The sequence below is a fragment of the Pseudomonas sp. Irchel s3f10 genome (assembly GCF_900187515.1).
Taxonomy (GTDB): Bacteria; Pseudomonadota; Gammaproteobacteria; order Pseudomonadales; family Pseudomonadaceae; genus Aquipseudomonas; species Aquipseudomonas tensinigenes.
The window spans coordinates 495389-521319 of record NZ_FYDZ01000002.1 but is presented as its reverse complement, the minus strand read 5'-3'; the positions used below and the strand labels follow the sequence as shown (position 1 = coordinate 521319).

Sequence of the window (25931 nt, the reverse complement as noted above, 5' to 3'; positions counted from 1 at the left end):
GTAAATGAGCGAAGCAATCAAAAAGCCTGCAGGTCCTGAAGGCATTATTCAGATGCAGGGCGTCAACAAGTGGTACGGCCAGTTCCACGTGCTGAAAGACATCAACCTCAACGTCAAACAGGGCGAGCGTATCGTCCTGTGCGGCCCGTCGGGTTCCGGCAAATCGACGACGATTCGTTGCCTCAATCGTCTGGAAGAACACCAGCAGGGCCGCATCGTCGTCGACGGCGTAGAACTGACCAACGACCTCAAGCAGATCGAAGCGATCCGCCGCGAAGTCGGCATGGTGTTCCAGCACTTCAACCTGTTCCCGCACCTGACCATTTTGCAGAACTGCACCCTGGCGCCGATGTGGGTACGCAAGATGCCCAAGCGCAAGGCCGAGGAAATCGCCATGCATTACCTCGAGCGCGTACGCATTCCGGAGCAGGCGCACAAATTCCCGGGGCAACTGTCCGGCGGTCAGCAGCAGCGTGTGGCGATCGCCCGCGCCCTGTGCATGAAGCCGAAAATCATGCTGTTCGACGAACCGACTTCAGCGCTCGATCCGGAGATGGTGAAGGAAGTACTCGACACCATGATCGGTCTGGCTGAAGACGGCATGACCATGCTGTGCGTGACTCACGAAATGGGCTTTGCCCGTACCGTGGCCAACCGCGTGATCTTCATGGACAAGGGTGAGATCGTTGAACAGGCGGCGCCAAATGACTTCTTCGATAACCCGCAGAATGAGCGGACGAAGTTGTTCTTGAGTCAGATTTTGCATTGATGGTTTGTGTGTAAATCAAACCCGGCCTTGTGCCGGGTTTGTTTTTTTGTGGGTCAGGATACGGTCAGGGTTTCGTGTTCTTTGTGGATGGTGTACTTGAACGCACCTCTCAAGTCAGCCCCTTCGGCCAAGACTTTCGCATCGGCAAGCAGGTGCGGGTAACGATCCAGCAACCGCATCAAAAGCATCAACGCCTTTGGCGGCAGCAATTCGCCTCGTTCGTACCTTGAAAATGCGTTGTGGCCTCCACCTGACAGCAGTCGCACCGTCTCTTTTTGCGTTAGGTGCAATTTGCGCCGGATGCGCTTCATCTCGGAACCGATCATTTGCCGGGCAGCGATGACCAGTTCATCGCCCGCTTCCGTGTAACGATCAGCGCTATCGGTGCTGTCATCCCACTCGACTTCCCCGCACTGCCGGCATTCCCAGCCAGCAAGATCATCTACGCGGCGCTCCATGCCTTTGACACTCAGGGTCTCACCGCGGCCCTCGAAATGCCTCATTCCCTCACGGGCACCACAGCTGAAACATTGCCGGGTTTTCATGGGTTTTTCTCCTTGAAGGAGATTACCGGTGCGCCGCCGGCAGGGCGGTATGTCACCTTGATGTAAATCTCCAGGCCTTTTGAGTTGATGTGATACACGTCCTGCCAGACTCGATGATCGTCATAGGTGGTCATCGATTTGTACAACATCCAGTTCTGCAACTCGAAAACGATCTCCTGCATTTCTGTGAAGCTAAAACCGAGATCGAGACCGGTTTTTTCCGCGGTCTTGGTGAAAGCTTGTCTGCCAAGTCGTCTGACTTCTGCCTTGATCACCGCCAGCTCGTAATGGGGTGTGTTCTTCTCCATAAGAAACCAAAACCCTGTCCCTGAAATTACCCTTAAAGGGTAATTTTGACCAATCGAAAATGCCGCTCCATGTGTCTCCGATTGACCCTAGGTGGTTGCCGTCCTACACGGGTCTGACTAACATGTCAGAAAATTCATCCTATGATTGGATGAAAGGGCGAATCCTATGTCAGACATTTCTCCACTCGTTAAGCGATCCCTGGTCGATCAGGCCTTGGATCAACTCCGTCAGCGCATCAACAGCGGTGCCTGGCAGGTCGGCGAGCGATTGCCGACCGAACCCGAGCTGTGCGCCGAACTGGGCATCAGCCGCAACACCGTGCGCGAAGCCATGCGCGTGCTGGCGTTTTCAGGGCTGATCGAGATTCGTCAGGGCGATGGCAGTTACTTGCGTGCGGTGGTCGATCCGCTCGATACGCTAAAGGCGTTGTCACGCTGCTCGCTGGAGCAGGCGCGGGAAACCCGGCACATCCTCGAGGTCGAGGCCATCGGCTTGGCAGCGTTGCGCCGCACCGACGAAGACCTCGTCGCATTGCGTGAGGCGCTCGGCACCAGCGGCAGCCACTACCACGGCGACCTCGACACCTACATCGCCTGCGATCTGGTGTTCCACCGTCGCTTGGTCGATGCCGCGCACAACCCGACCCTCAGCGAGTTGTATCGCTATTTCTCCAGCATCGTCGGCGCGCAGTTGCGCCAGACCCTGAACATCGTCCCGCGCCGTCAGGAAGTGTTCGATCTGCACATCGAGTTGCTCGATGCGGTCGAGCAACGCGACCCGGAACGGGCCAAAGCCTTGTCGAGGCAATTGATCAATGAACCTTGAAACCGAGAAATCCATGTCCCGCAGTGAGATATCCACAACCCCAAAACGTACGGCAGAGCTTGAAGAGCTGCTGATCGATGCCGAGGCCGATGACGAGCAAGTGCAACAAAGCCATCCGCTGGTGCGCCGGCCGTGGCTGTTGCTGCTCGGCTTGATTCTGGTGGCGCTGAACCTGCGCCCGGCGTTGTCGAGCATGGCGCCGCTGCTCAGCGACGTTTCCAAAAGCCTCGGTTTGTCGGCGGCTCAGGCCGGTTTGCTGACCACGCTGCCGGTGCTCTGCCTCGGATTGTTTGCACCGCTGGCACCGATTCTGGCGCGGCGTTTCGGCGCTGAACGGGTTGTGCTGGGGATTCTGCTGACACTGGCTGGCGGGATCATTTTGCGCAGCAACTTTGGCGAGATCGGCTTGTTCGCCGGCAGCGTATTGGGCGGCGCCAGCATCGGCATCATCGGCGTTCTGTTGCCGGGTATCGTCAAGCGCGACTTTGCCAAACACGCCGGCACCATGACCGGCGTCTACACCATGGCGCTGTGCCTGGGCGCGGCGATGGCAGCGGGTTCCAGCGTGCCGCTCAGTGAGCATTTCGGTGGTAGCTGGGCGATGGGCCTGGGTTTCTGGGTGATTCCGGCGCTGGTTGCGGCGGTGTTCTGGTTGCCGCAAGTCGGGCAAAAGCATGGCGCGCACAATGTCGCTTATCGTGTGCGCGGTCTGCTGCGTGATCCGCTGGCCTGGCAAGTGACCTTGTACATGGGCCTGCAATCGTCGCTGGCCTACATCGTCTTTGGCTGGTTGCCGTCGATCCTGATTGGTCGCGGCCTGACGCCAACCCAGGCCGGCCTGGTGTTGTCCGGTTCGGTGATCATTCAACTTGCCAGCTCGTTGGCCGCACCATGGCTGGCCACTCGCGGCAAGGATCAGCGTCTGGCCATCGTCGTGGTCATGGCGCTGACCCTCGGCGGTCTGTTCGGCTGCCTGTACGCGCCGATCGAAGGCCTGTGGGGCTGGGCGATTTTGCTGGGTCTGGGGCAGGGCGGTACGTTCAGTCTGGCGTTGACGTTGATTGTGCTGCGTTCGCGCGATTCCCATGTCGCGGCGAACCTGTCGAGCATGTCTCAGGGCTTCGGCTACACGCTGGCGTCGATGGGGCCGTTCGCGGTCGGCGTGGTGCATGACTGGACCGGCGGCTGGAATGCGGTGGGCTGGATCTTCGGCATCATTGGCACCGGCGCGATCATCGCCGGGCTTGGCGCCGGGCGGGCGCTGTACGTGCAAGTGCAAAGCGAAAGAATCTGACACCGCTCAAACTGTAGGAGTGAGCCTGCTCGCGATAGCGGTGTGTCCGTTTGCGCATTGTGGGCTGGAAGAACGCAATCGCGAGCAGGCTCACTCCTACAGTGGTTTTGTGTACTTCGGGAATTCGGTTTACGAATGCCGATAGTGTTTCTGCGCATTGCGGATTATCGTGCTGGCACTCTGTACCTATTTTGGAGTTTGCCCATGAGTGAAGCCCACGCCGCGTTGATCACCCGTTTCTATCAGGCCTTCCAGCGCCTCGATGCCGAAGCCATGGCCGTCTGCTACACCGACGACGTAGTATTCAGCGATCCGGCCTTCGGTGAACTGCGCGGGCGCGATGCCGGCGACATGTGGCGCATGCTCACCACACGCGCCAAGGACTTCTCCCTGACCTTCGACAACGTCCGCGCCGATGAGCGCAGCGGCGGCGCGCATTGGGTCGCAACCTACCTGTTCAGCCAGACCGGCAACATCGTCATCAACGATATCCAGGCCCGTTTCGTGTTTCGTGACGGCAAGATCTGCGAGCACCACGACCATTTCGATCTGTGGCGCTGGTCGCGTCAGGCACTCGGTTTCAAAGGCCTGCTGCTGGGCTGGACACCGCTGGTGCGCAACGCCGTACGCGCTCAGGCGCTGAAGGGACTGAAGGCATTCCAGGCCGGTCGCTGATAAGATCGCCGCCTGTTTCCTACACGTCTTGATCCCGAAGTGACCAGCCTTAGCGAAAAATCTGTCGATGTTGCCGAACCGGTGAGCAAATCCTGGTTCGTCTACCTCGTTCGCGCCGCCAATGGCTCGTTGTACTGCGGGATCAGCGATGATCCGGTGCGTCGCTTCGCCAAGCATCAAAGCGGCAAAGGCGCGCGGTTCTTCCTTTCCAGCCCGGCCATGGCGCTGGTTTATACCGAACTGTGCCGCGATAAAAGCGATGCGTTGCGCCAGGAACGGTTAATCAAAAAACTCAGGAAGAGCGCGAAGGAGTGTCTGGTCGCGTCTTATCAATCTGACTGATCAGTTCCCATCAGGCAGATCTGTAGGCTGCTAAGCAAATGCGCGCTAAGCTGCTGGCTCACTATCTGAGCGGCGGAGCCGAGCATGTCCGAGTTGATTCTCCATCATTACCCGACCTCTCCATTTGCCGAGAAGGCCCGCTTGCTGCTGGGCTTCAAAGGCTTGTCGTGGCGCTCGGTGCATATCTCGCCGGTGATGCCGAAACCGGATCTGACCGCCCTGACTGGCGGCTATCGCAAAACCCCGGTGTTGCAGATTGGCGCTGATATCTATTGCGACACATCGCTGATCGCCCGTCGCCTGGAGCAGGAAAAGGCCTTGCCGGCGTTCTTTCCCGAGGGCCAGGAGTTCACCTCCGCGAGTTTTGCCACATGGGCTGACTCGGTGGTGTTTCAACATGCGGTGAGCCTGGTGTTTCAACCGGAATCGGTGGCCGTGCGTTTCGCCAAGTTGCCGCCGGAAGCGATCAAGGCTTTTATCGCCGATCGCGCCGGTCTGTTCTCGGGTGGCAGTGCCACACGTCTGTCCGCTGAGCAGGCCAAACATCAATGGCCGACGATCATGGCGCGACTGGAGCAGCAGTTGCAGCGCGAGCAGGGCGACTTCCTCTTTGGTGAACCGTCGATTGCCGACTTCGCGCTGGCACATCCGCTGTGGTTCCTCAAGGCCACTCACGTCACTGCACCGCTGGTGGATGAGTATCCGGCAGTTGCGGCCTGGTTGGGCCGAGTGCTGGGCTTTGGCCATGGAGCAGCCAGTGCGATGACGTCGGAAGAGGCGCTTGAGGTTGCACGCAACGCGGCACCGGCGGCATTGCCTGGCGAGCAGTTTGTAGATCCGAACGGCTTCAAGGCCGGGCAGCAGGTGGCGATCTCGGCGACGGATTACGGGGTTGATCCGGTGGTGGGGGAGTTGCTGTTTGCCGGTAGCGAAGAGCTGATCATTCGTCGCGAAGACGAACGTGGCGGCGTGGTGCATGTGCACTTCCCGCGTTTCGGTTTTCGTATCGAAGCCCGCTAAAAGCAAAAGATCGCAGCCTTCGGCAGCTCCTACACCGATCTCATGTAGGAGCTGCCGCAGGCTGCGATCTTTTGATCTTGTGTTTACTTCAGGGCGGCGAGGATTTCGTCCGGGTCGAATCCGCGAATCAACGTGCCGTTCACATCAATCAGCGGAATCCCGCGCCCACCCAATGCCTCATACGCCTTGCGCGCTTCGGCATCCTTCTCGATATCGAACTCCTTGAACGCAATCCCCTTGCTGTCGAGAAAACGTTTGGTCTGCTTGCAGTAGCCGCACCAGTCGGTGGCGTAGAGCACGACGTTGGCTTGCGCGCGCGTCTGCTCTGCAACCATCTGCGACGGATTGAACACCCGCTCGATCTTGCCCCAGTTCTGATAGACCACGACCACCAGCAGAACCAGCGCAACCTTCTTCAGCACTTTACCGAGCATCAGTTACGGCGCTTCAGCTGATCGGTGAGCGACGTTGGCAGGCCTTTGATCACCAGCGTGCCAGCCTCTTCGTCATACTCGATCTTCGAGCCCAGCAGGTGCGCTTCGAAGCTGATCGACAGGCCTTCGGCGCGTCCGGTGAAGCGACGGAATTGATTCAAGGTGCGTTTGTCCGCCGGAATCTCTGGCGACAGACCGTAATCCTTGTTGCGGATGTGATCGTAAAAGGCTTTCGGCCGTTCTTCGTCAATCAGCTCGGACAGCTCTTCCAGGCCCATCGGCTCGCCGAGCTTGGCCTGGCTGCTGGCATAGTCCACCAACGTCTTGGTCTTCTCGCGGGCGGATTCTTCCGGCAGGTCTTCGCTTTCTACGAAGTCGCTGAAAGCCTTGAGCAGCGTGCGCGTCTCGCCCGGGCCGTCGACGCCCTCCTGGCAGCCGATGAAGTCGCGGAAGTATTCCGAAACCTTTTTGCCGTTCTTGCCCTTGATGAACGAGATGTACTGCTTGGACTGCTTGTTGTTCTGCCACTCGGAGACGTTGATCCGCGCTGCGAGGTGCAGTTGGCCGAGGTCGAGGTGGCGCGACGGGGTCACGTCCAGCTCGTCGGTCACCGCCACGCCTTCGCTGTGGTGCAGCAGGGCGATCGCAAGGTAATCGGTCATGCCTTGCTGATAGTGAGCGAACAGCACGTGGCCACCCACGGACAGGTTCGATTCTTCCATCAGCTTTTGCAGGTGCTCGACCGCGACTTTGCTGAACGCGGTGAAGTCCTTGCCGCCTTCCATGTATTCCTTCAGCCAGCCGCTGAAGGGGAATGCGCCGGACTCCGGATGGAACAGACCCCAGGCTTTGCCCTGTTTGGCGTTATAGCTCTCGTTGAGGTCGGCGAGCATGTTCTCGATGGCTGCAGACTCGGCCAGTTCCGTGTCACGGGCGTGCAGAACTGCGGGTGTGCCGTCGGGTTTTTTGTCGATCAGGTGGACGATGCAATGACGGATCGGCATGGGCTTCTCGGCTGTTGGAAGGGAGGAGGGCAGGCTCCCCCGAAAAAGCGCTAAGTGTACCGCAACCACTGGTTTTGGCGCGGGTTGTAGGGCGAAACCGGGGCGCACGACCGGCCTTATGCAGTTTTTTACCGATTTAGAGCAATAAAGCTGACCAAATGGGTAGCTAGAGGCGGATATTTCCCCGTCTCTGTGCTAGTTTTGCCCGGTCTTACGCGAAGTCACTGCGTTAAGCGTGCAATCAGCATTTGTCAGGTCGAACCAAACCCTGATTTCGGTATCTATAACCCGACTCGTCGTGGTTATCGCCGAGGGTGCCAGATCCAGAAGATCGGGCTCGATGGCTGACACTGCACTCTGCAATCCATATGAATTTGATAGGGAAGGAACACTACATGGCTCTTACTAAAGACCAACTGATCGCCGACATCGCTGAAGCTATCGACGCGCCGAAAACCACCGCGCGTAACGCTCTGGACCAACTGGGCCAAATCGTTGCCGATCAGCTGGAAAACGGCGGCGAAATCACCTTGCCAGGTATCGGCAAGCTGAAAGTGACCGAGCGTCCTGCCCGCACTGGCCGTAACCCTTCGACTGGCGCTGCCATCGAAATCCCTGCGAAGAAAGTGATCAAGCTGGTTGTGGCCAAAGGCCTGACCGACGCTGTGAACAAGTAAGACGCGGCGATAAAAAAACCGTGCTCCGGAGTGATCCGGGCACGGTTTTTTTGTGTCTGCGATTTGGTGGCTGAATCGCAGGGCCAATGTGGGAGCGAGCCTGCTCGCGAATGCGGTGGATCAGTCGATATTGAAGCTAACTGACACGCCGCCTTCGCGAGCAGGCTCGCTCCCACAGGGGATCTTCGGTGTATTAGCGTACCCAGCGCTCGCGGCGCCAGATCTGCTGCTCGGACTTGGTCTGGAAAGTCCAGGCCACAAAGCGGCTCTGCTTCTGGCCCTGAGACATCTCGACGACCTGGCTTTCCAGCACGCCAGCTTTTTTCAGTGCGGTTTCGATGGCTGGCAGGTTCGACGCTTTCGACACCAAGGTGCTGAACCACAGCACCTTATGCTGGAAGTTCGCGCTTTCGGCGATCAGTTGCGTCACGAAACGTGCTTCGCCACCTTCACACCACAGCTCGGCTGACTGGCCGCCGAAGTTCAGCACCGGCAGTTTGCGTTTCGGGTCAGCCTTGCCCAGCGCACGCCATTTGCGCTCGCTGCCCTTGGTCGCTTCGTCCATCGAGGCGTGGAACGGCGGGTTGCACATGGTCAGGTCAAAGCGCTCGCCCGGTTCCAGCAAGCCGATCAGGATGTGCTTGCGGTTTTCCTGCTGGCGCAGCTGGATCACCTTGTTCAGATCGTTGGACTGAACGATGGCTCGCGCGGCAGCCACGGCGGTCGGATCGATCTCCGAACCAAGGAAGTGCCAGCGGTATTCGCTGTTGCCGATCAGCGGATACACGCAGTTGGCGCCCATGCCGATATCCAGCACGTTGACGATCGCGCCGCGCGGGACCTTGCCGTCGTTCATGCTTGCCAGCAGGTCGGCGAGGAAGTGCACGTAATCGGCACGGCCTGGTACGGGTGGGCAGAGGTAGTCCGCCGGGATGTCCCAATGCTGGATGCCATAAAACGACTTGAGCAGCGCCCGGTTGAACACGCGCACCGCATCGGGGCTGGCGAAGTCGATGCTTTCCTTGCCGTATGGGTTGGTGATCACAAACTTCGCCAGTTCCGGCGTGGTTTTGATCAGCGCCGGGAAGTCGTAACGACCCTGATGGCGATTGCGCGGGTGCAGGCTGGCTTTTTCACGCGGCTCAACGGTCTTGGCCGGGGTCGCGGAGTCAGGCTTCTTGCGCGCAGGTTTGGGTGTGCGGGGGGCGTTCATGGGCGTGATCGATTCGGGTATGGCTGAAAGTGGCGGGTATTGTCCCACATCTCAACGGTACCCGAGTAAACGAGTGAAAAAGGTATAACGATCGCAACTACCGATTCCAAATCGGTCTTGGATACCTGTCATATATGACAGTAGGCGCACTTGTGGAATGCGGCTTTACTGGCAGCGTCTTCTCCAGCCGGAGATTCTTCAGCGAGTGATTGAGATGATTCAACTAAGTGAAGCGACCTTTCCAAGTGCCAACCCGTCAGGAATTATCAATTGTGGAAGTGATCCGAGTCCCGTTAAAGGCATTCTCGTTGATATCAAAATCCCTCCGGAAGTGATGGTGGGCGACATAGTTGCCCTGACATCCCAAGCCTGTTCAGCTGTCAACGGCACGGGGCCCATTGCAGGGACGAAAGCCACTTTCACCCAACCCGTAAAACAGAGCACGAAAAAACTACAATTCAACGTTGAACCTTACGAAACATTGATCAAACCAATCCTTGGCCATGCCCAGGGGAACGGGTCGCTGCTTGTGAGCTATGTCGTAACACGAGATAACTCTGTTATCGGTACCTCACCACTGTCATTCGTCATTGTCGGACTCATGCTGCCGGATGGCGAATCATGCCCGGAGTAATACACCTGTCATAAAAAAGGGAGGCCATTGTGGCCTCCCTTTTCATTGCGATTTGCTGTTACAGGCTGGCAATCCGCGCGTGTTGCTCGGCCAGTTTGCCCAGGGCTTGTTCAGCCTCGGCCAGTTTGGCGCGTTCCTTCTCGATGACTTCGGCCGGGGCCTTGTCGACGAAACCGGCGTTGGACAGTTTGCCGCCAACCCGCTGGACTTCGCCCTGCAGACGCAGGATTTCCTTGTCCAGGCGTGCCAGCTCAGCGCCCTTGTCGATCAGGCCGGCCATTGGCACCAGCACTTCCATCTCTCCAACCAGTGCGGTGGCGGACAGCGGTGCTTCTTCGCCAGCCTGCAGAACAGTGATCGATTCCAGACGTGCCAGCTTCTTCAGCAGCGCTTCGTTCTCGGTCAGACGGCGCTGGTCTTCAGCGCTGACGTTCTTCAGGTAGATCGGCAATGGCTTGCCCGGGCCGATGTTCATTTCGCCACGGATGTTACGCGTGCCGAGCATCAGTTCCTTGAGCCATTCGATATCGTCTTCGGCGGCCGGATCAATGCGCTCTTCGTTGGCCACTGGCCACGCTTGCAGCATGATCGTCTTGCCCTGAATGCCGGCCAGCGGCGCGATGCGCTGCCAGATTTCTTCAGTGATGAACGGCATGAACGGATGCGCCAGACGCAGCGCCACTTCCAGTACGCGAACCAGCGTACGACGGGTGCCGCGCTGACGTTCAACCGGCGCGTTCTCGTCCCACAGCACAGGCTTGGACAGTTCCAGGTACCAGTCGCAGTAATGGTTCCAGATGAACTCGTACAGCGCTTGTGCCGCCAGGTCGAAACGGAACTGATCGAGTTGACGGGTCACTTCGGCTTCGGTGCGTTGCAGCTGCGAGATGATCCAGCGATCCGCCAGCGACAGCTCGTAAGCTTCGCCGTTCTGGCCGCAGTCTTCGCCTTTGTCCAGAACATAGCGCGCGGCGTTCCAGATCTTGTTGCAGAAGTTGCGATAGCCTTCAACACGGCCCATGTCGAATTTGATGTCGCGACCGGTCGAGGCCAGCGAGCAGAAGGTGAAGCGCAGGGCGTCGGTGCCGTAGCTGGCGATGCCATCGGCGAACTCGTCGCGGGTCTGCTTCTCGATCTTCTTCGCCAGTTTCGGCTGCATCATGCCGGAGGTGCGCTTCTGCACCAGGTCTTCCAGCTCGATACCGTCGATGATGTCCAGCGGGTCCAGGACGTTGCCCTTGGACTTGGACATCTTCTGGCCCTGGCCATCACGCACCAGACCGTGCACATAAACGGTCTTGAACGGAACTTGCGGCGTGCCGTCTTCGTTCTTGATCAGGTGCATGGTCAGCATGATCATCCGGGCAACCCAGAAGAAAATGATGTCGAAACCGGTGACCAGTACGTCGGTGGAGTGGAATTTCTTCAGGAATTCAGTCTGCTCAGGCCAGCCCAGGGTGGAGAAGGTCCACAGGCCGGAACTGAACCAGGTGTCGAGTACGTCGTTGTCCTGTTGCAGCGCAACGTCCGGGCCGAGGTTGTGCTTGGCACGCACTTCGGCTTCGTCGCGACCGACGTAGACCTTGCCCGACTCGTCGTACCAGGCCGGAATCCGGTGGCCCCACCACAGCTGACGGCTGATGCACCAGTCCTGGATGTCGCGCATCCACGAGAAGTACATGTTTTCGTACTGCTTCGGCACGAACTGGATACGGCCGTCTTCAACGGCAGCAATCGCAGGCTCGGCCAGCGGTTTGGTCGACACGTACCACTGGTCGGTCAGCCACGGCTCGATGATGGTGCCGGAGCGGTCGCCTTTCGGTACTTTCAGGCCGTGGTCGTTGACGCTGACCAACAGACCGGCGGCATCGAATGCAGCGACGATTTGCTTGCGCGCTTCGAAGCGGTCGAGGCCGACGTATTCTGCCGGGATCTTGCCGTCGATGCTGTCGTTCAGCGTGCCGTCGAGGTTGAACACCTGACAGGCCGGCAGTACGGCGGCGTTCTTGTCGAAGATGTTCAGCAACGGCAGGTTGTGGCGCTTGCCGACTTCGTAGTCGTTGAAATCGTGGGCCGGGGTGATTTTCACGCAGCCGGTGCCGAATTCAGGATCGCAGTAATCGTCGGCGATGATCGGGATGCGGCGGCCAACCAGTGGCAGCTCGACAAACTTGCCGATCAGGGCCTGGTAGCGCTCATCGTTCGGGTTCACCGCAACGGCGGAGTCGCCGAGCATGGTTTCCGGACGGGTGGTCGCGACGATCAGGAAGTCGTTGCCGTCAGCGGTTTTTGCGCCGTCAGCCAGTGGGTACTTCAGGTTCCACAGGAAACCTTTCTCGTCGTGGTTTTCCACTTCGAGGTCGGAAATCGCCGTGTGCAACTTGGTGTCCCAGTTGACCAGACGCTTGCCGCGGTAGATCAGGCCGTCTTCGTGCAGGCGCACGAACGCTTCTTTAACCGCTTCCGAGAGGCCGTCGTCCATGGTGAAGCGCTCGCGGCTCCAGTCAACGGACGAGCCGAGGCGGCGGATCTGACGGCTGATGTTGCCGCCGGACTGATCCTTCCATTCCCAGACTTTCTCGAGGAATTTTTCTCGGCCCAGATCATGGCGATTCTGGCCCTGGGCTTCGAGTTGACGCTCCACCAGCATCTGCGTGGCGATACCGGCGTGGTCGGTGCCCGGCTGCCACAGGGTGTTGCGACCCTGCATGCGGCGGAAACGGATCAGCGCGTCCATGATCGCGTTGTTGAAACCGTGACCCATGTGCAGGCTGCCGGTGACGTTCGGCGGCGGGATCATGATGGTGTAGGAGTCGCCCGCGCCTTGCGGGGCGAAGTAGTTCTCGGACTCCCAGGTGTTGTACCAGGAAGTTTCAATGGCGTGCGGCTGGTAGGTCTTATCCATGCGCGGCGGGACCCTATTGGCATTAATTCAGGAAAAGCCGACGAGTATAGCGGGGCATGGGGCCGAGGGCGAGCGGGGCGGGCCGGATGGAGATCTAAATGTAGGAGCTGCCGAAGGCTGCGATCTTTTGATCTTGTCTTTAAAAAACAAAGGTCAAAAGATCGCAGCCTGCGGCAGCTCCTACACGGGGCGGTTTATTCGTACTGGCTGAGCAGTCGTTCCATCCGTGCATCGAGGCGGCGTTTGATTTCGGTTTCGATGTGCGGCGCGAAATCGTCAATCACGTCCTGCATAATCAATTGCGCGGCGGCGCGCAGCTCGCTGTCCAGGTGGAGCAGGGCGTCCGGGCCTTTATCCACAGGTGCCGCCGGTTGTACGGCGGGTGTCGGAGCTGGCGCGGGAGGCGGTTCGACGGCAGCCGGCTCGTTGCCGACCGAATCGAACAACATCGGAATCTGTTCCTGTTCGCCATCATCGACCGTATCGGTCAACAGAGGCGGTTGCAGGTTGTCATCGCCGAGCAACTGGCGGATCGACTCGAGATCGTCCAGCAGGTGTGTCGGCTTTTGCTGCGGTTTCGGAGTGTCCATTGGAATGCTCAGAGTCGCTGTAAACGGTGATCTTGCAGAGGATAGCCCTGTTCGCGGTAGAAACGGAAACTCTCCCGCGCGGCTGCCCGAATCGTCGGATCTTCGACCACCACTTCCGCCACGCGGGCGAATTTGCTGGCGAAGGCCGGGACTTTCAGGTCGAGATTGACCAGTAAATCCTGATGCTGACCGCAGTCGTCACCCAGGCCCAAAACGATCAAACCGTCCGGTTCGCTATCAGCCGGGCCGTGCGGTACAAACGTTTCGCCCTTGAATGCCCACAGTCGCGCATCGAGATCATCGCGTTGAGCCGCATCGCTGCAATGCAGATAGATGCGATGCCCCATGCGCCAGGCTTTCTCGGTGAGCTTGCAGGCAAAGTCCAGGCGAGCCGAAGGGTCGGCGCTGGGCAGGATATAGAAGTCGACTTTGGTCATTGCGGTTCCAGAGCGGCAAGCGGCGTCACCTGAAGGTAACGCCGCCCGTCAGCGGGTTCAGGCTTTGGCGCGATCCAGCAGGTACTGGGTCAACAGAGGCACCGGACGGCCGGTTGCGCCCTTGTCCTTGCCGCCGCTGGTCCATGCGGTACCGGCGATGTCCAGGTGCGCCCAGTTGAGGTTCTTGGTGAAGCGCGACAGGAAGCATGCAGCCGTGATGGTCCCGGCTTTCGGCCCGCCAATGTTGGCGATGTCGGCGAAGGGGCTGTCCAGTTGCTCCTGGTATTCGTCGAACAGCGGCAATTGCCAGGCGCGGTCGTCAGCGGCTTTACCGGCGCTGAGCAGTTGGTCGATCAGTTCGTCGTTGTTGCCCAGCAGGCCCGAAGTGTGGGCGCCCAAGGCAACGACGCAAGCGCCGGTCAGGGTGGCGATGTCGATCACTGCTTGCGGCTTGAAGCGCTCGGAGTAGGTCAGCGCATCGCACAGCACCAGACGGCCTTCGGCGTCGGTGTTGAGGATTTCCACAGTCTGGCCGCTCATGGTGGTGACGATGTCGCCCGGACGGGTCGCGTTGCCGCTCGGCATGTTTTCCGCGCAAGCGAGGATGCACACCAGGTTGATCGGCAGTTTCAGTTCAAGCACGGCACGCAGGGTGCCGAACACGGAGGCCGCGCCGCCCATGTCGTACTTCATTTCGTCCATGCCGGCGCCTGGCTTCAGGCTGATACCGCCGGTGTCGAAGGTGATGCCTTTACCGACCAGTGCGTACGGCTTCTCGGATTTCTTGCCGCCGTTGTATTGCATGACGATCAGGCGCGGCGGTTGCTCGCTGCCCTGGCCAACGGCGTAGAACGAGCCCATGCCCAGGGATTTGATCTTCTTCTCGTCGAGGACTTCGACTTTCAGATCCTTGAACTCTTTGCCCAGATTCTTCGCTTGTTCGCCGAGGAAGGTCGGGTGGCAGATGTTCGGCGGCAGGTTGCCCAGATCGCGGGTGAACGCCATGCCGTTGGCGATTGCAGTGGCGTGGTTCACCGCGCGCTGCACTTCAGCTTGTGCAGCCTTGATGGTCAGCAGGGTGATTTTTTTCAGAGCGCGCGGCTCGGCTTTCTGGCTCTTGAACTGGTCGAAGGTGTATTCGCCGTCCACCAGGGTTTCCGCCAGCAGACGGGTTTTGCCGTAGCTGTCGCGGTTTTTGACAATGACTTCATCCAGCGCCAGCACGGCGTCGCTGCCGCCCAGACCCTTGAGGGTGTTGAGGATGCCGGCAACGATTTTACGGAACGGACGGTCGCCCAGTTCTTCATCCTTGCCCACGCCGACCAGCAGCACGCGCTCGGCTTTCAGGTTCGGCAGGCTGTGCAACAGCAGGCTTTGACCGACTTTACCAGCCAGATCGCCACGCTTGAGCACGGCGCTGATCGCGCCACCGCTCAGTTCGTCGACCTGTTTGGCGGCGACGCCGAGTTTGCGGCCTTCGCCGACGGCAACCACCAGGGTGGCGGTTTTCAACGTTTCTGGGCTAACGCTTTTTACAACCAGTTCCATGTCCGGATCCCTGAATGAATGGTCAACACGCAGGCGTTCGACGGTGTCCGCAGTCGCCTGCTTATAGATAGAAGAGGCGCAGGCCAAAGCCTGCGACAAGGGCCGCAGTTTGAACCTCGCTCCCCGCGCCTGACAACCCTAGGGGGCGTTCTCAATTAGTTTTCACACCGCGTTGTCGCCTTAAAGCCAGCCAGGCAAGGCGCAGGCCGCTGGGAATGGTTGTTCCCTTTCCAAGGTCTGCAACGCAGACTGGCCGGCTTTAAGGCACAACCCGAAGGGCCGGGCCTGCTGTTGTGCAGGGCTGCGTTGCTCGAAGCTTATTTGGAATGACCAAACCACGCTTCTCGCGCCTTGCCCTGCACAACAGCAGACCCGGCGCGGTGTGAAAACTAATTGAGAACGCCCCCTAGGTTGTACGATCTGCAAAGGATTACAACGATGGATGAGTGTGCGCAGTGACAGGCGCCCCCAATCACAGGATAATGCCGCATCTTTTTTCGACGGCTCTGCGTTGCGGGCCGGTCGATGTGTTTGCTTGTTTGGCCGCCTTAGCCTGACAACCCTGGAGTGTCTGGTTTGATCGTCTTCCGTTATCTGTCCCGCGAAGTCCTGTTGACCCTAAGCGCCGTGAGTGCCGTGCTGTTGGTCATCATCATGAGCGGTCGCTTCATCAAATATCTGGCTCAGGCCGCTGCCGGCCAGCTCGATCCGGGCTCGTTGTTCCTGATCATGGGCTTTCGTCTGCCGGGTTTCCTGCAACTGATTCTGCCGCTGGGCCTGTTTCTCGGGATCCTGCTGGCGTACGGTCGCCTGTATCTTGAAAGCGAAATGACCGTGCTCTCGGCCACCGGCATGAGCCAGCAGAAGCTGTTTCGCATGACCCTGTTTCCGGCGACGCTGGTTGCACTGGTGGTGGCATGGCTGAGCCTGGGCCTGGCCCCGCAAGGCGCCAATCAATTCCAGTTGCTGCTGAACAAGCAGGACGCGCTGACTGAATTCGACACCCTCGAACCGGGACGCTTCCAGGCTCTGCGTGACGGTACTCGGGTGACCTACACCGAAACCCTGAGTGATGATCGCGTCAATCTGGGCAGCGTATTCATTTCGCAGAAAAACCTCGGTGCCGATCAAAAGGATCGCGGGATTTCCGTGCTGGTGGCCGAAAGCGGTCGCCAGGAAGTGCGGCCCGACGGCAATCGCTATCTGATCCTCGATAACGGCTATCGCTATGACGGCAGCCCGGGGCAGGCCGATTACCGCGCCATTCATTACGAAACCTACGGCGTGCTGTTACCCAAGCCGGACGTCAGTGAAGAAGTCACTGATCGCGACGCCATGCCGACCTCGTCTCTGCTGGGCAGCGATGACATCCGCTCGAAAACCGAACTGCAATGGCGTTTGTCCCTGCCGCTGCTGGTATTTATCGTGACCCTGATGGCGGTGCCGCTGTCGCGAGTCAATCCGCGTCAAGGGCGTTTCCTCAAGTTGCTGCCGGCGATTCTTCTTTATATGGCTTACCTGACCATCCTGATTGCCGCCCGCGGCGCCCTCGAGAAGGGCAAGATCCCGCCGGCCCTAGGTCTGTGGTGGGTACATGCGATCTTCTTGTTCATCGGCCTTGGCCTGCTCTATTGGGAGCCGCTACGCCTGAAGATGGCCAGCCGTCGCGCTGCAGCGCTGGAGGTGGCCCGTGGTTAAACTCGACCGCTACATCGGCAGCAGCGTGTTCATGGCGATTATTGCCGTTCTGGCAATCATTCTCGGTCTGGCGACCTTGTTTGCCTTCATCGATGAGATGGGCGACGTCAGCGACACCTATACCCTCGTCGATGTCCTCAGCTTCGTGTTGCTGACCGCGCCACGCCGTCTCTACGAAATGCTGCCAATGGCCGCATTGATCGGCTGCCTGATCGGTCTCGGCAGTCTGGCCAGCAGCAGTGAACTGACGGTCATGCGCGCTGCGGGCGTGTCCATCGGCCGTATCGTCTGGGCTGTCATGAAGCCAATGCTGGTGCTGATGCTGGCTGGCGTGCTGATCGGCGAATACGTTGCTCCGGCGACCGAAAGCATGGCCCAGGCCAACCGCTCGCTGGCGCAGGGCAGCGGCGACGCGCAAAGTGCCAAGCACGGTATGTGGCACCGTCAGGGTGAAGAGTTCATCCACATCAACGCCGTGCAACCGAACGGCCTGTTGTATGGCGTGACTCGCTACCACTTCGATAAGGAGCGCCACCTGCTGAGTTCGAGCTTCGCCAAAAAGGCTGAGTTCGACGGCAATAAATGGCAGCTCACCGACGTTGCCACCACGCTGTTCCACGAGCGCAGTACTGAAGTCGTCAATACCCCGAGCGAGCCATGGGACGTGGCGTTGAGCCCGCAACTGCTCAGCACCGTGGTCATGGCCCCGGAATCGCTGTCGATCAGTGGCCTGTGGGGTTACATCCACTATCTGTCCGAGCAAGGCCTGAGCAACGGCCGTTACTGGCTGGCATTTTGGGTCAAGGTGTTGCAACCGCTGGTCACCGCCGCTCTGGTGTTGATGGCCATCTCCTTCATCTTCGGCCCGCTGCGCTCGGTGACCCTCGGCCAGCGGGTGTTCACCGGTGTGCTGGTGGGCTTCACCTTCCGTATCGTCCAGGATTTGCTCGGCCCGTCGAGCCTGGTGTTCGGTTTCTCGCCGCTGTTCGCGGTGCTGGTACCGGCCGGTGTCTGTGCGCTGGCGGGTGTCTGGCTGCTGCGAAGAGCCGGTTGATGACAGGCGATTGACCTGTGCTTCAAACCTTGAAAACGCCTCGGTCGCCAGATCGGGGCGTTTTTGCATGCAATCCGGGTGACAGGTGAGCGTGACGCTTGCGCCGTGTATCAGGTACAATTCCCGGCTATTTTTCGGCGGGCTATGCCTGCAGCCTTTTTGAGTGTTGATCCGTGAGTGATTTGAGTCATATCCGCAATTTCTCCATCATCGCCCACATTGACCATGGCAAGTCGACGCTGGCCGATCGCTTCATCCAGATGTGCGGCGGCCTGGCCGAGCGTGAAATGGAAGCCCAGGTACTGGACTCCATGGATCTGGAGCGTGAACGCGGGATCACCATCAAGGCCCACAGCGTCACCCTTTATTACACGGCCAAAGATGGCATCAAGTATCAGCTGAACTTCATTGACACCCCGGGCCACGTCGACTTCACCTACGAAGTCAGCCGTTCCCTGGCTGCTTGTGAAGGCGCTTTGCTGGTGGTCGACGCCGGTCAAGGCGTAGAAGCCCAGTCCGTAGCCAACTGCTACACCGCCATCGAGCAGGGCCTTGAGGTCATGCCGGTGCTGAACAAGATCGACCTGCCGCAGGCCGATCCTGATCGCGTCAAGGACGAGATCGAGAAGATCATCGGCATCGACGCCACCGACGCCGTCACCTGCAGCGCCAAGACCGGCCTGGGTGTCGACGAGGTGCTCGAGCGTCTGGTGCACACCATTCCTGCGCCGACCGGCAACATCGAAGATCCGCTGCAAGCGTTGATCATCGACTCCTGGTTCGACAACTACCTGGGCGTTGTCTCCCTGGTGCGCGTGCGTCATGGCCGTGTGAAGAAGGGCGACAAGATCCTCGTCAAGTCCACCGGCAAGATCCATCTGGTCGACAGCGTTGGCGTGTTCAACCCGAAGCACACCGCTACTTCAGATCTGAAGGCCGGCGAAGTGGGCTTCATCATCGCCAGTATCAAGGACATTCACGGTGCACCGGTCGGTGACACCCTGACCCTGAGTTCGACCCCGGACGTTGAAGTGCTGCCAGGCTTCAAACGCATCCAGCCACAGGTTTACGCCGGTCTGTTCCCGGTCAGCTCCGACGACTTCGAGGATTTCCGCGAAGCGCTGCAGAAGCTGACCCTCAACGACTCGTCGCTGCAATACACCCCGGAAAGCTCCGACGCGCTGGGCTTCGGCTTCCGTTGCGGCTTCCTCGGCATGCTGCACATGGAGATCATCCAGGAGCGCCTCGAGCGCGAGTACGACCTGGACCTGATCACCACGGCGCCTACGGTGATTTTCGAGCTGGTGCTGAAAACCGGTGAAACGATTTACGTCGACAACCCATCCAAGCTTCCGGATGTGTCGTCGATCGAAGACATGCGCGAGCCGATCGTGCGCGCCAACATTCTGGTGCCGCAGGAACACTTGGGCAACGTCATCACCCTGTGCATCGAGAAGCGCGGCGTTCAAGTCGACATGCTGTTCCTCGGCAATCAGGTGCAAGTCACTTACGACCTGCCGATGAACGAAGTGGTCCTGGACTTCTTCGATCGTCTCAAATCCACCAGCCGCGGCTATGCTTCGCTGGATTACCATTTCGACCGTTACCAATCGGCTAATCTGGTGAAACTGGACGTGCTGATCAACGGCGACAAGGTCGATGCCCTCGCATTGATCGTGCACCGTGACAACTCGCACTACAAAGGTCGCCAGTTGACCGAGAAGATGAAAGAACTGATTCCTCGTCAGATGTTCGACGTAGCCATCCAGGCCGCCATTGGTGGTCAGATTGTTGCCCGGACAACCGTCAAGGCGCTCAGAAAGAACGTATTGGCCAAATGCTACGGTGGTGACGTCAGCCGTAAGAAGAAACTGCTCGAGAAGCAAAAGGCCGGTAAGAAACGCATGAAGCAGGTCGGCAACGTGGAAATTCCACAAGAAGCCTTCCTTGCAGTGCTCAGGTTGGATAGTTAGGTCCTATGTCACTAAATTTCCCGCTGTTGCTGGTCATCGCCGTGTTCGTCTGCGGCCTGTTGGCGTTGCTTGATCTGTTGATTCTGGCGCCGCGTCGCCGGGCGGCCATTGCCTCTTATCAAGGCAGTGTCAGCCAGCCCGATGTCGTGGTAGTCGAGAAACTCAACAAAGAGCCGCTGCTGGTTGAATATGGCAAGTCGTTCTTCCCGGTGTTGTTCATCGTACTGGTGCTGCGTTCGTTCCTCGTGGAGCCGTTCCAGATTCCGTCCGGCTCGATGAAACCGACCTTGGACGTCGGCGACTTCATTCTGGTGAGCAAGTTTTCTTACGGGATCCGCCTGCCGGTGATCGACAAGAAAATCATCGAAGTCGGTGACCCCCAGCGTGGCGATGTAATGGTGTTCCGTTACCCGAGCGACCCGAGCGTCAACTACATCAAACGTGTGGTCGGCCTGCCGGGCGACACGGTGCGTTATACCGCTGACAAACGTCTGTTTGTGAATGGCGAATCGATTGCCGAGCAGATGGTCGGTGCCGAACCGGGCACGCTCGGCAGCGCCGAGCTGTACAAAGAGAAACTGGGCGCCGCCGAGCATCTGATCCGCAAGGAAATGAGCCGCTACCGCGCCACGCCGGACCGCTCGTGGACAGTCCCCGCCGGGCACTACTTCATGATGGGCGACAACCGCGACAACTCGAACGACAGTCGCTACTGGGATGATCCGAACATTCCCAAGGATCTGCTGGGCATGGTTCCCGACCAGAATATCGTCGGCAAGGCCTTCGCGGTCTGGATGAGCTGGCCGGAACCGAAACTCAGTCACCTGCCGAATTTTTCGCGGGTTGGCCTGATCAAGTAATCACACACGGCGCTGTTGACCACAGCGCCGAATGCATTTCTGGAGCCGGCACAATCGGCTTCGCAATCGCCAGGATTTAATTTTTGAACACAGCGTTAATTGTCCCAGGCCTGCGCCGCATCCCGGCGATGGCAGTGGAATCCAGCCACGAACTCAGCGTGGGTAAACCGTGAGCGTTTCTCTAAGCCGTCTCGAGCGCCAGCTCGGTTACACCTTCAAGGATCAGGAGCTGATGCTGCTGGCCCTGACGCACCGCAGTTTTGCCGGGCGCAACAACGAACGCCTGGAATTCCTCGGTGATGCCATCCTCAACTTCGTTGCTGGCGAGGCGCTGTTCGACCGCTTCCCGCTGGCCCGCGAAGGCCAGTTGTCGCGTTTGCGCGCACGTTTGGTAAAAGGTGAGACGCTGGCCGTACTGGCGCGCGGTTTTGACCTTGGCGATTACCTGCGACTGGGCTCCGGCGAGTTGAAAAGCGGCGGTTTCCGTCGCGAATCGATTCTGGCCGATGCCCTCGAAGCGTTGATCGGTGCGATCTATCTCGATGCCGGCATGGACATGGCGCGCGAACGCGTGCTGGCCTGGCTGGCGGGCGAGTTCGAAGGCCTGACCCTGGTCGACACCAACAAGGATCCGAAAACCCGTTTGCAGGAACACTTGCAATCGCGCGGTTGCGATCTGCCACGCTATGAAGTGGTGGATATCCAGGGCGAGCCGCACTGCCGAACCTTCTTCGTCGAGTGCGAAGTTGTCTTACTGAATGAAAAAAGCCGAGGTCAGGGTGTGAGCCGTCGTATTGCCGAACAGGTAGCGGCCGCCGCAGCACTGATTGCCCTGGGCGTGGAGAATGGCAATGACTGATACAAACGCAACTCGCTGTGGCTATGTTGCCATCGTCGGCCGTCCCAACGTCGGTAAGTCGACGTTGCTCAACCACATCCTTGGCCAGAAGCTCGCGATCACCTCGCGCAAGCCGCAGACCACTCGCCACAACATGCTCGGGATCAAAACCGAAGGTGACGTGCAAGCGATCTACGTCGACACCCCCGGCATGCACAAGGGTGGCGAAAAGGCCCTGAACCGTTACATGAACAAAACCGCTTCGGCGGCGTTGAAAGACGTCGATGTGGTGATCTTCGTGGTCGACCGCACCAAGTGGACCGACGAAGACCAGATGGTTCTCGAGCGCGTGCAGTACGTGACCGGCCCGCTGATCGTCGCGCTGAACAAGACCGACCGCATCGAAGACAAAGCCGAGCTGATGCCGCACCTCAGCTGGTTGCAGGAACAACTGCCGAACGCGCAGATCATTCCGATTTCCGCGCAGCACGGGCACAACCTCGAAGCGTTGGAAAAGGTTATCGCTGATCATCTGCCGGAGAACGATCACTTCTTCCCGGAAGACCAGATCACCGACCGCAGCAGCCGTTTCCTCGCCGCTGAACTGGTGCGCGAGAAAATCATGCGCCAAATGGGCGCCGAGCTGCCGTACCAGATCACCGTCGAAATCGAAGAGTTCAAGCAGCAGGGCAAAACCCTGCACATCCACGCCTTGATCCTCGTTGAACGTGACGGCCAGAAGAAGATCATCATTGGCGACAAGGGCGAGCGCATCAAGCGCATTGGCACCGAAGCGCGCAAGGATATGGAGCTGCTGTTCGACTCCAAGATCATGCTCAACCTGTGGGTCAAGGTGAAGGGCGGCTGGTCCGACGACGAGCGTGCGCTGCGTTCGCTGGGATACGGCGACCTGTAATCACCGTTCCAGAGAACACCGCCACCCACTGTGGGAGCGAGCCTGCTCGCGAAGAGGATGTAACATTCAGCCTTGATGTTGACTGTCACTCCGCTTTCGCGAGCAGGCTCGCTCCCACAGTGGTTTTGGGTTGTGTGTAAATCTGCGTTTCTTCATCGAGAACTCAATGTCGCAAAACCCGCCTCCCGCCCAACCTGCCTACGTTCTGCACAGTCGCGCCTACCGCGAAACCAGCGCGCTGGTCGACTTCCTCACGCCGCAAGGGCGGCTGCGGGCGGTGTTGCGCAGTGCGCGGGGCAAGGCCGGGACATTGGCGCGGCCGTTCGTGTCGCTGGAAGTCGAGTTCCGCGGCAAGGGTGAGTTGAAGAATGTCGGGCGCATGGAGAGTTCTGGCACTTCGGCTTGGCTCAATGGTGAAGCGCTGTTCAGCGGTCTCTATCTCAATGAGTTGCTGATCCGTTTGCTGCCCGCTGAAGATCCGCACCCGGGTGTATTCGATCACTACGCCGCGACCTTGCTGGCACTGGCTGAAGGCCGTCCGTTGGAGCCGTTGCTACGTTCGTTCGAATGGCGACTGCTGGACGATCTCGGTTATGGCTTCTCGCTGAACACCGATATCCACGGCGAGCCCGTCGAGGCAGATGGTCTCTATCGTCTGCAAGTGGATGCCGGTCTTGAGCGGGTCTTTCTACTGCAACCCGGCCTGTTCAACGGCGTCGAATTGCTGGCCATGGCCGAAGCCGACTGGTCAGCCCCCGGCGCGTTGTCCGCGGCCAAGCGTCTGATGCGTCAGGCACTGGCTGTTCACTTGGGCGGTCGGCCTCTCGTCAGTCGCGAGCTGTTTCGCAAGCCCTGATATGCTGTGCGCCGAATCTCTCAATTCAGGAGCGCATCCGTGACCACCAGCAATCGCATTCTTCTTGGCGTGAACATCGACCACGTCGCCACCCTGCGTCAGGCCCGTGGCACGCGCTATCCGGATCCGGTCAAGGCGGCGCTGGACGCGGAAGAGGCGGGCGCCGATGGCATCACCGTGCACCTGCGTGAAGACCGCCGGCACATTCAGGAGCGCGATGTTCTGTTGCTCAAGGATGTGCTGCAGACCCGCATGAACTTCGAAATGGGCGTCACCGAAGAAATGATGGCGTTCGCCGAGCGTATCCGCCCGGCACACATTTGCCTGGTCCCGGAAACCCGTCAGGAGCTGACCACTGAAGGCGGTCTGGATGTAGCGGGTCAGGAAGAGCGCATCAAGGCAGCGGTCGAGCGTCTGTCGAAGATCGGCAGCGAAGTGTCGCTGTTCATCGATGCTGATGAGCGGCAGATTGCTGCGTCGAAGCGTGTTGGTGCGCCAGCCATCGAGTTGCACACCGGTCGTTATGCCGATGCCGAAACCCCGACCGAAGTGGCTGAAGAATTGAAGCGTGTGGCGGACGGTGTGGCGTTTGGTCTGGCCCAAGGTCTGATCGTTAACGCGGGTCATGGCTTGCACTATCACAACGTTGAAGCTGTAGCGGCGATCAAAGGCATCAACGAACTGAACATCGGCCATGCGCTGGTGGCGCATGCGTTGTTCGTCGGCTTCAAGTCTGCGGTATCGGAAATGAAGGCGCTGATTCTGGCGGCTGCTCTCAAGGGTTAAGATCAAGAGATCGCAGCCTTCGGCAGCTCCTACATTGGAATGTGTATCCCTGTAGGAGCTGCCGAAGGCTGCGATCTTTTGCTTTAAAGCGGGGCAGGTTCTTGAGCGGGTTTTGACTTGTCGATGGCCGGCACATGCAAATTGCCTTCAGCCACCTGGTCGCCCTCAAGCTGCGGCTGCGTCACCCAGGTCAAAATGTCGTAGTAGCGACGAATGTTCGCCACAAAATGCACCGGCTCGCCGCCCCGGGCGTAGCCATAACGCGTCTTGCTGTACCACTGCTTCTGCGACAGACGCGGCAGAATCTTTTTCACGTCCAGCCATTTGTCCGGGTTCAACCCTTCCTTGGCCGTCAGTTTGCGCGCGTCATCCAGGTGACCGCTGCCGACGTTATAGGCTGCCAGGGCAAACCAGGTGCGATCCGGTTCCTTGATCGAGTCGTCGAGCTGATCCTTCATATAAGCCAGGTATTTCGCCCCGCCCATGATGCTTTGCTTCGGATCGAGACGGTTGGATACGCCCATCGCTTGCGCAGTGTTCTGGGTCAGCATCATCAACCCGCGCACGCCGGTTTTCGAGGTGACAGTCGGTTGCCACAGCGATTCCTGATAACCAATGGCCGCGAGCAGGCGCCAGTCGACTTTCTCTTTCTTCGCGTAGTTCTTGAAGTGCTGTTCGTATTTCGGCAGGCGCTGCTGCAAATGCTGGGCGAAGGTCGTGGCGCCCATGTAACCGAGGACATCGACGTGGCCGTAATAACGATCCTTCAAGCGTTGCAGGGTGCCGTTTTTCTGCACCTTGTCCAGATACGCGTTGATCTCGTTGAGCAGACTGTTGTCTTCGCCCGGGCCGACTGCCCAGCTCTGGCTGCGCGCATCACCGAGGTCGAAGGCCACACGAATGTTGGTGAAGTACACCTGATTCATCGCCACTTCGTTGGAGTCGACCAGTGTCAGGTCAATCTGCCCTTCATCGACCATGCGCAACAGATCGACGACCTCAACCGCGTCGGACTCTTCGTATTCGATGCCGGGAAATTTCTTTTTCAGCTCCGCCAGTTGTTCAGCGTGGGTGCTGCCTTTAAGCACCATGATCTTCTTGCCGACCAGATCACCCGGATCGGTCGGCCGCGACTGGCCGTTGCGATAGATGATCTGCGGGGTGACTTCAAGGTAGGAGTGCGAGAAGCGCACCTGCTGCTTGCGCTGATCGCTGCTGACCAGACCGGCGGCGGCCAGCACCGGGCCGTTCGGCTTGCCGATCTGGTTGAAGAGGTCGTCGAGGTTGTCGGCGGTCTCGATCTTCAGCTCGACACCCAAATCGTCGGCGAAGCGCTTCACCAGCTCGTATTCGAAGCCGGTTTCACCGCTGCGATCCTGAAAGTAGGTGGCGGGGCTGTTACGGGTAATCACCCGCAGCACACCATCCTCCTTTACGCGCTCGAGTGTGTTGGGTTTATCAACACAGCCACCGAGCATCAGGAAGAGTCCGGTTGCGATCAGCCATTTGGCGTACCGCGGACGCAAAGCCGTTGGGAAAAACATCTGCGCAGTATACGCAAACGGCCGCGGGCGCCATATCTCGACAGTGCAGGGCGAGTCTGCTAGCGATCACAAAACCGAGCGAAACCCCATAGAAACGGGCCTTTACGGCATTTTGTTACAGTAAAAATAAGCGGCATCTGAATAGCTGATTTACCTGACTCTGAAGTCGGAAACACAGATTGATA

26 protein-coding genes are annotated in these 25931 nt (G+C 59.0%); 16 read left to right on the top strand and 10 right to left on the bottom strand.

Going from position 1 to position 25931, the window contains the following annotated elements:
* Positions 1–4: 4 nt before the first annotated feature.
* On the top strand, positions 5–769 hold the full coding sequence (locus tag CKW17_RS07585) for an amino acid ABC transporter ATP-binding protein (RefSeq protein WP_038357653.1): 765 nt from the start codon (positions 5–7) through the stop codon (positions 767–769).
* Between the two features lie 53 nt (positions 770–822).
* On the opposite strand, the gene CKW17_RS07580 is transcribed toward CKW17_RS07585, so the two are convergent.
* Together CKW17_RS07580 and CKW17_RS07575 are read right to left on the bottom strand one after the other, a co-directional pair.
* Positions 823–1314: a type II TA system antitoxin MqsA family protein gene (locus tag CKW17_RS07580; RefSeq protein ID WP_095119380.1), complete on the bottom strand. Its 492-nt coding sequence runs from the start codon at positions 1312–1314 to the stop codon at positions 823–825.
* The gene (locus CKW17_RS07575) at positions 1311–1622 is read right to left on the bottom strand and encodes a type II toxin-antitoxin system MqsR family toxin (protein WP_095119379.1); all 312 of its coding nucleotides are present in this window, start codon (positions 1620–1622) and stop codon (positions 1311–1313) included. Before CKW17_RS07575 ends, CKW17_RS07580 begins: the two co-directional genes overlap by 4 nt.
* Positions 1623–1788: 166 nt before the next feature.
* Here CKW17_RS07575 and CKW17_RS07570 point away from each other — a divergent pair, with 166 nt between their 5' ends.
* The 5 genes from CKW17_RS07570 to CKW17_RS07550 all read left to right on the top strand — a co-directional run bounded on the left by CKW17_RS07570 (position 1789) and on the right by CKW17_RS07550 (position 5779).
* Positions 1789–2448, top strand: a complete 660-nt coding sequence (locus tag CKW17_RS07570) for a FadR/GntR family transcriptional regulator (protein ID WP_095119378.1) — start codon at positions 1789–1791, stop codon at positions 2446–2448.
* The gene (locus CKW17_RS07565) at positions 2438–3742 is read left to right on the top strand and encodes a CynX/NimT family MFS transporter (protein WP_095119377.1); all 1305 of its coding nucleotides are present in this window, start codon (positions 2438–2440) and stop codon (positions 3740–3742) included. The genes CKW17_RS07570 and CKW17_RS07565 overlap by 11 nt, the downstream gene beginning before the upstream one ends.
* Before the next feature lie 204 nt (positions 3743–3946).
* Positions 3947–4417: a nuclear transport factor 2 family protein gene (locus CKW17_RS07560; RefSeq protein ID WP_095119376.1), complete on the top strand. Its 471-nt coding sequence runs from the start codon at positions 3947–3949 to the stop codon at positions 4415–4417.
* Positions 4418–4456: 39 nt separating this feature from the next.
* Entirely contained in the window at positions 4457–4759 is a 303-nt protein-coding gene (locus tag CKW17_RS07555) for a GIY-YIG nuclease family protein (protein ID WP_008083651.1), read from the top strand.
* An 84-nt stretch (positions 4760–4843) separates the two neighbouring features.
* A complete protein-coding gene (locus CKW17_RS07550) occupies positions 4844–5779 on the top strand; it encodes a glutathione S-transferase family protein (protein WP_095119375.1) in 936 nt (311 codons plus the stop codon).
* A gap of 83 nt (positions 5780–5862) precedes the next feature.
* On the opposite strand, the gene CKW17_RS07545 is transcribed toward CKW17_RS07550, so the two are convergent.
* Positions 5863–6213 carry a glutaredoxin family protein gene (locus CKW17_RS07545; protein WP_095119374.1) on the bottom strand — a complete coding sequence of 117 codons (351 nt, stop codon included), beginning with the start codon at positions 6211–6213 and terminating at the stop codon, positions 5863–5865.
* The gene (gene yejK / locus CKW17_RS07540; protein WP_007909053.1) at positions 6213–7217 is read right to left on the bottom strand and encodes a nucleoid-associated protein YejK; all 1005 of its coding nucleotides are present in this window, start codon (positions 7215–7217) and stop codon (positions 6213–6215) included. The genes CKW17_RS07545 and yejK overlap by 1 nt, the downstream gene beginning before the upstream one ends.
* A gap of 395 nt (positions 7218–7612) precedes the next feature.
* Here yejK and CKW17_RS07535 point away from each other — a divergent pair, with 395 nt between their 5' ends.
* Positions 7613–7894, top strand: coding sequence for an HU family DNA-binding protein (locus tag CKW17_RS07535; RefSeq protein WP_003221909.1), 282 nt, complete (start codon positions 7613–7615; stop codon positions 7892–7894).
* A gap of 193 nt (positions 7895–8087) precedes the next feature.
* Here the strand turns inward: CKW17_RS07535 and rlmF are convergent, their stop codons facing one another.
* Positions 8088–9107, bottom strand: a complete 1020-nt coding sequence (rlmF, locus tag CKW17_RS07530; protein ID WP_095119373.1) for a 23S rRNA (adenine(1618)-N(6))-methyltransferase RlmF — start codon at positions 9105–9107, stop codon at positions 8088–8090.
* A gap of 214 nt (positions 9108–9321) precedes the next feature.
* On the opposite strand from rlmF, the gene CKW17_RS07525 reads away from it, so the two are divergent.
* Positions 9322–9741, top strand: coding sequence for a hypothetical protein (locus tag CKW17_RS07525; protein ID WP_141234557.1), 420 nt, complete (start codon positions 9322–9324; stop codon positions 9739–9741).
* Positions 9742–9799: 58 nt separating this feature from the next.
* Here CKW17_RS07525 and CKW17_RS07520 read toward each other — a convergent pair whose 3' ends face one another.
* The 4 genes from CKW17_RS07520 to CKW17_RS07505 all read right to left on the bottom strand — a co-directional run bounded on the left by CKW17_RS07520 (position 9800) and on the right by CKW17_RS07505 (position 15221).
* Positions 9800–12646, bottom strand: a complete 2847-nt coding sequence (locus tag CKW17_RS07520) for a valine--tRNA ligase (protein ID WP_095119371.1) — start codon at positions 12644–12646, stop codon at positions 9800–9802.
* A 194-nt stretch (positions 12647–12840) separates the two neighbouring features.
* The gene (locus CKW17_RS07515; protein ID WP_095119370.1) at positions 12841–13236 is read right to left on the bottom strand and encodes a DNA polymerase III subunit chi; all 396 of its coding nucleotides are present in this window, start codon (positions 13234–13236) and stop codon (positions 12841–12843) included.
* Between the two features lie 8 nt (positions 13237–13244).
* Positions 13245–13673 (bottom strand): DNA polymerase III subunit chi, encoded by a 429-nt coding sequence (locus CKW17_RS07510; RefSeq protein ID WP_007909049.1) that lies wholly within the window; start codon positions 13671–13673, stop codon positions 13245–13247.
* 57 nt (positions 13674–13730) lie between these two features.
* A complete protein-coding gene (locus CKW17_RS07505; protein ID WP_077571238.1) occupies positions 13731–15221 on the bottom strand; it encodes a leucyl aminopeptidase in 1491 nt (496 codons plus the stop codon).
* A 576-nt stretch (positions 15222–15797) separates the two neighbouring features.
* Here CKW17_RS07505 and lptF point away from each other — a divergent pair.
* The 8 genes from lptF (at position 15798) to pdxJ (ending at position 24202) form a co-directional block, all read left to right on the top strand.
* Entirely contained in the window at positions 15798–16919 is a 1122-nt protein-coding gene (gene lptF / locus CKW17_RS07500) for an LPS export ABC transporter permease LptF (protein ID WP_095050952.1), read from the top strand.
* Positions 16912–17973, top strand: coding sequence for an LPS export ABC transporter permease LptG (gene lptG / locus CKW17_RS07495; protein WP_095119369.1), 1062 nt, complete (start codon positions 16912–16914; stop codon positions 17971–17973). Before lptF ends, lptG begins: the two co-directional genes overlap by 8 nt.
* Before the next feature lie 173 nt (positions 17974–18146).
* Complete coding sequence (lepA, locus tag CKW17_RS07490) at positions 18147–19946, top strand: translation elongation factor 4 (RefSeq protein WP_038357686.1); 1800 nt, start codon at positions 18147–18149, stop codon at positions 19944–19946.
* Positions 19947–19951: 5 nt separating this feature from the next.
* Positions 19952–20806, top strand: coding sequence for a signal peptidase I (gene lepB / locus CKW17_RS07485; protein WP_095119368.1), 855 nt, complete (start codon positions 19952–19954; stop codon positions 20804–20806).
* A 169-nt stretch (positions 20807–20975) separates the two neighbouring features.
* The gene (gene rnc, locus CKW17_RS07480) at positions 20976–21665 is read left to right on the top strand and encodes a ribonuclease III (protein ID WP_016986099.1); all 690 of its coding nucleotides are present in this window, start codon (positions 20976–20978) and stop codon (positions 21663–21665) included.
* Positions 21658–22560 carry a GTPase Era gene (gene era, locus CKW17_RS07475; protein ID WP_016771562.1) on the top strand — a complete coding sequence of 301 codons (903 nt, stop codon included), beginning with the start codon at positions 21658–21660 and terminating at the stop codon, positions 22558–22560. The genes rnc and era overlap by 8 nt, the downstream gene beginning before the upstream one ends.
* Before the next feature lie 166 nt (positions 22561–22726).
* Positions 22727–23416 carry a DNA repair protein RecO gene (gene recO / locus CKW17_RS07470; RefSeq protein WP_095119367.1) on the top strand — a complete coding sequence of 230 codons (690 nt, stop codon included), beginning with the start codon at positions 22727–22729 and terminating at the stop codon, positions 23414–23416.
* 39 nt (positions 23417–23455) lie between these two features.
* Entirely contained in the window at positions 23456–24202 is a 747-nt protein-coding gene (pdxJ, locus tag CKW17_RS07465) for a pyridoxine 5'-phosphate synthase (RefSeq protein WP_047292711.1), read from the top strand.
* Between the two features lie 83 nt (positions 24203–24285).
* Here the strand turns inward: pdxJ and mltF are convergent, their stop codons facing one another.
* Entirely contained in the window at positions 24286–25746 is a 1461-nt protein-coding gene (gene mltF / locus CKW17_RS07460) for a membrane-bound lytic murein transglycosylase MltF (RefSeq protein ID WP_095119366.1), read from the bottom strand.
* Between the last annotated feature and the right edge of the window lie 185 nt (positions 25747–25931).

Bases quoted from the DNA above. Each gene is read 5' to 3' on its own strand.
- CKW17_RS07585 (WP_038357653.1), top strand. From the start codon at position 5: ATGAGCGAAGCAATCAAAAAGCCTGCAGGTCCTGAAGGCATTATTCAG.
- CKW17_RS07580 (WP_095119380.1), bottom strand. From the start codon at position 1,314: ATGAAAACCCGGCAATGTTTCAGCTGTGGTGCCCGTGAGGGAATGAGG.
- CKW17_RS07575 (WP_095119379.1), bottom strand. From the start codon at position 1,622: ATGGAGAAGAACACACCCCATTACGAGCTGGCGGTGATCAAGGCAGAA.
- CKW17_RS07570 (WP_095119378.1), top strand. From the start codon at position 1,789: ATGTCAGACATTTCTCCACTCGTTAAGCGATCCCTGGTCGATCAGGCC.
- CKW17_RS07565 (WP_095119377.1), top strand. From the start codon at position 2,438: ATGAACCTTGAAACCGAGAAATCCATGTCCCGCAGTGAGATATCCACA.
- CKW17_RS07560 (WP_095119376.1), top strand. From the start codon at position 3,947: ATGAGTGAAGCCCACGCCGCGTTGATCACCCGTTTCTATCAGGCCTTC.
- CKW17_RS07550 (WP_095119375.1), top strand. From the start codon at position 4,844: ATGTCCGAGTTGATTCTCCATCATTACCCGACCTCTCCATTTGCCGAG.
- CKW17_RS07545 (WP_095119374.1), bottom strand. From the start codon at position 6,213: ATGCTCGGTAAAGTGCTGAAGAAGGTTGCGCTGGTTCTGCTGGTGGTC.
- yejK (WP_007909053.1), bottom strand. From the start codon at position 7,217: ATGCCGATCCGTCATTGCATCGTCCACCTGATCGACAAAAAACCCGAC.
- CKW17_RS07535 (WP_003221909.1), top strand. From the start codon at position 7,613: ATGGCTCTTACTAAAGACCAACTGATCGCCGACATCGCTGAAGCTATC.
- rlmF (WP_095119373.1), bottom strand. From the start codon at position 9,107: ATGAACGCCCCCCGCACACCCAAACCTGCGCGCAAGAAGCCTGACTCC.
- CKW17_RS07525 (WP_141234557.1), top strand. From the start codon at position 9,322: ATGATTCAACTAAGTGAAGCGACCTTTCCAAGTGCCAACCCGTCAGGA.
- CKW17_RS07520 (WP_095119371.1), bottom strand. From the start codon at position 12,646: ATGGATAAGACCTACCAGCCGCACGCCATTGAAACTTCCTGGTACAAC.
- CKW17_RS07515 (WP_095119370.1), bottom strand. From the start codon at position 13,236: ATGGACACTCCGAAACCGCAGCAAAAGCCGACACACCTGCTGGACGAT.
- CKW17_RS07510 (WP_007909049.1), bottom strand. From the start codon at position 13,673: ATGACCAAAGTCGACTTCTATATCCTGCCCAGCGCCGACCCTTCGGCT.
- CKW17_RS07505 (WP_077571238.1), bottom strand. From the start codon at position 15,221: ATGGAACTGGTTGTAAAAAGCGTTAGCCCAGAAACGTTGAAAACCGCC.
- lepB (WP_095119368.1), top strand. From the start codon at position 19,952: ATGTCACTAAATTTCCCGCTGTTGCTGGTCATCGCCGTGTTCGTCTGC.
- era (WP_016771562.1), top strand. From the start codon at position 21,658: ATGACTGATACAAACGCAACTCGCTGTGGCTATGTTGCCATCGTCGGC.
- recO (WP_095119367.1), top strand. From the start codon at position 22,727: ATGTCGCAAAACCCGCCTCCCGCCCAACCTGCCTACGTTCTGCACAGT.
- mltF (WP_095119366.1), bottom strand. From the start codon at position 25,746: ATGTTTTTCCCAACGGCTTTGCGTCCGCGGTACGCCAAATGGCTGATC.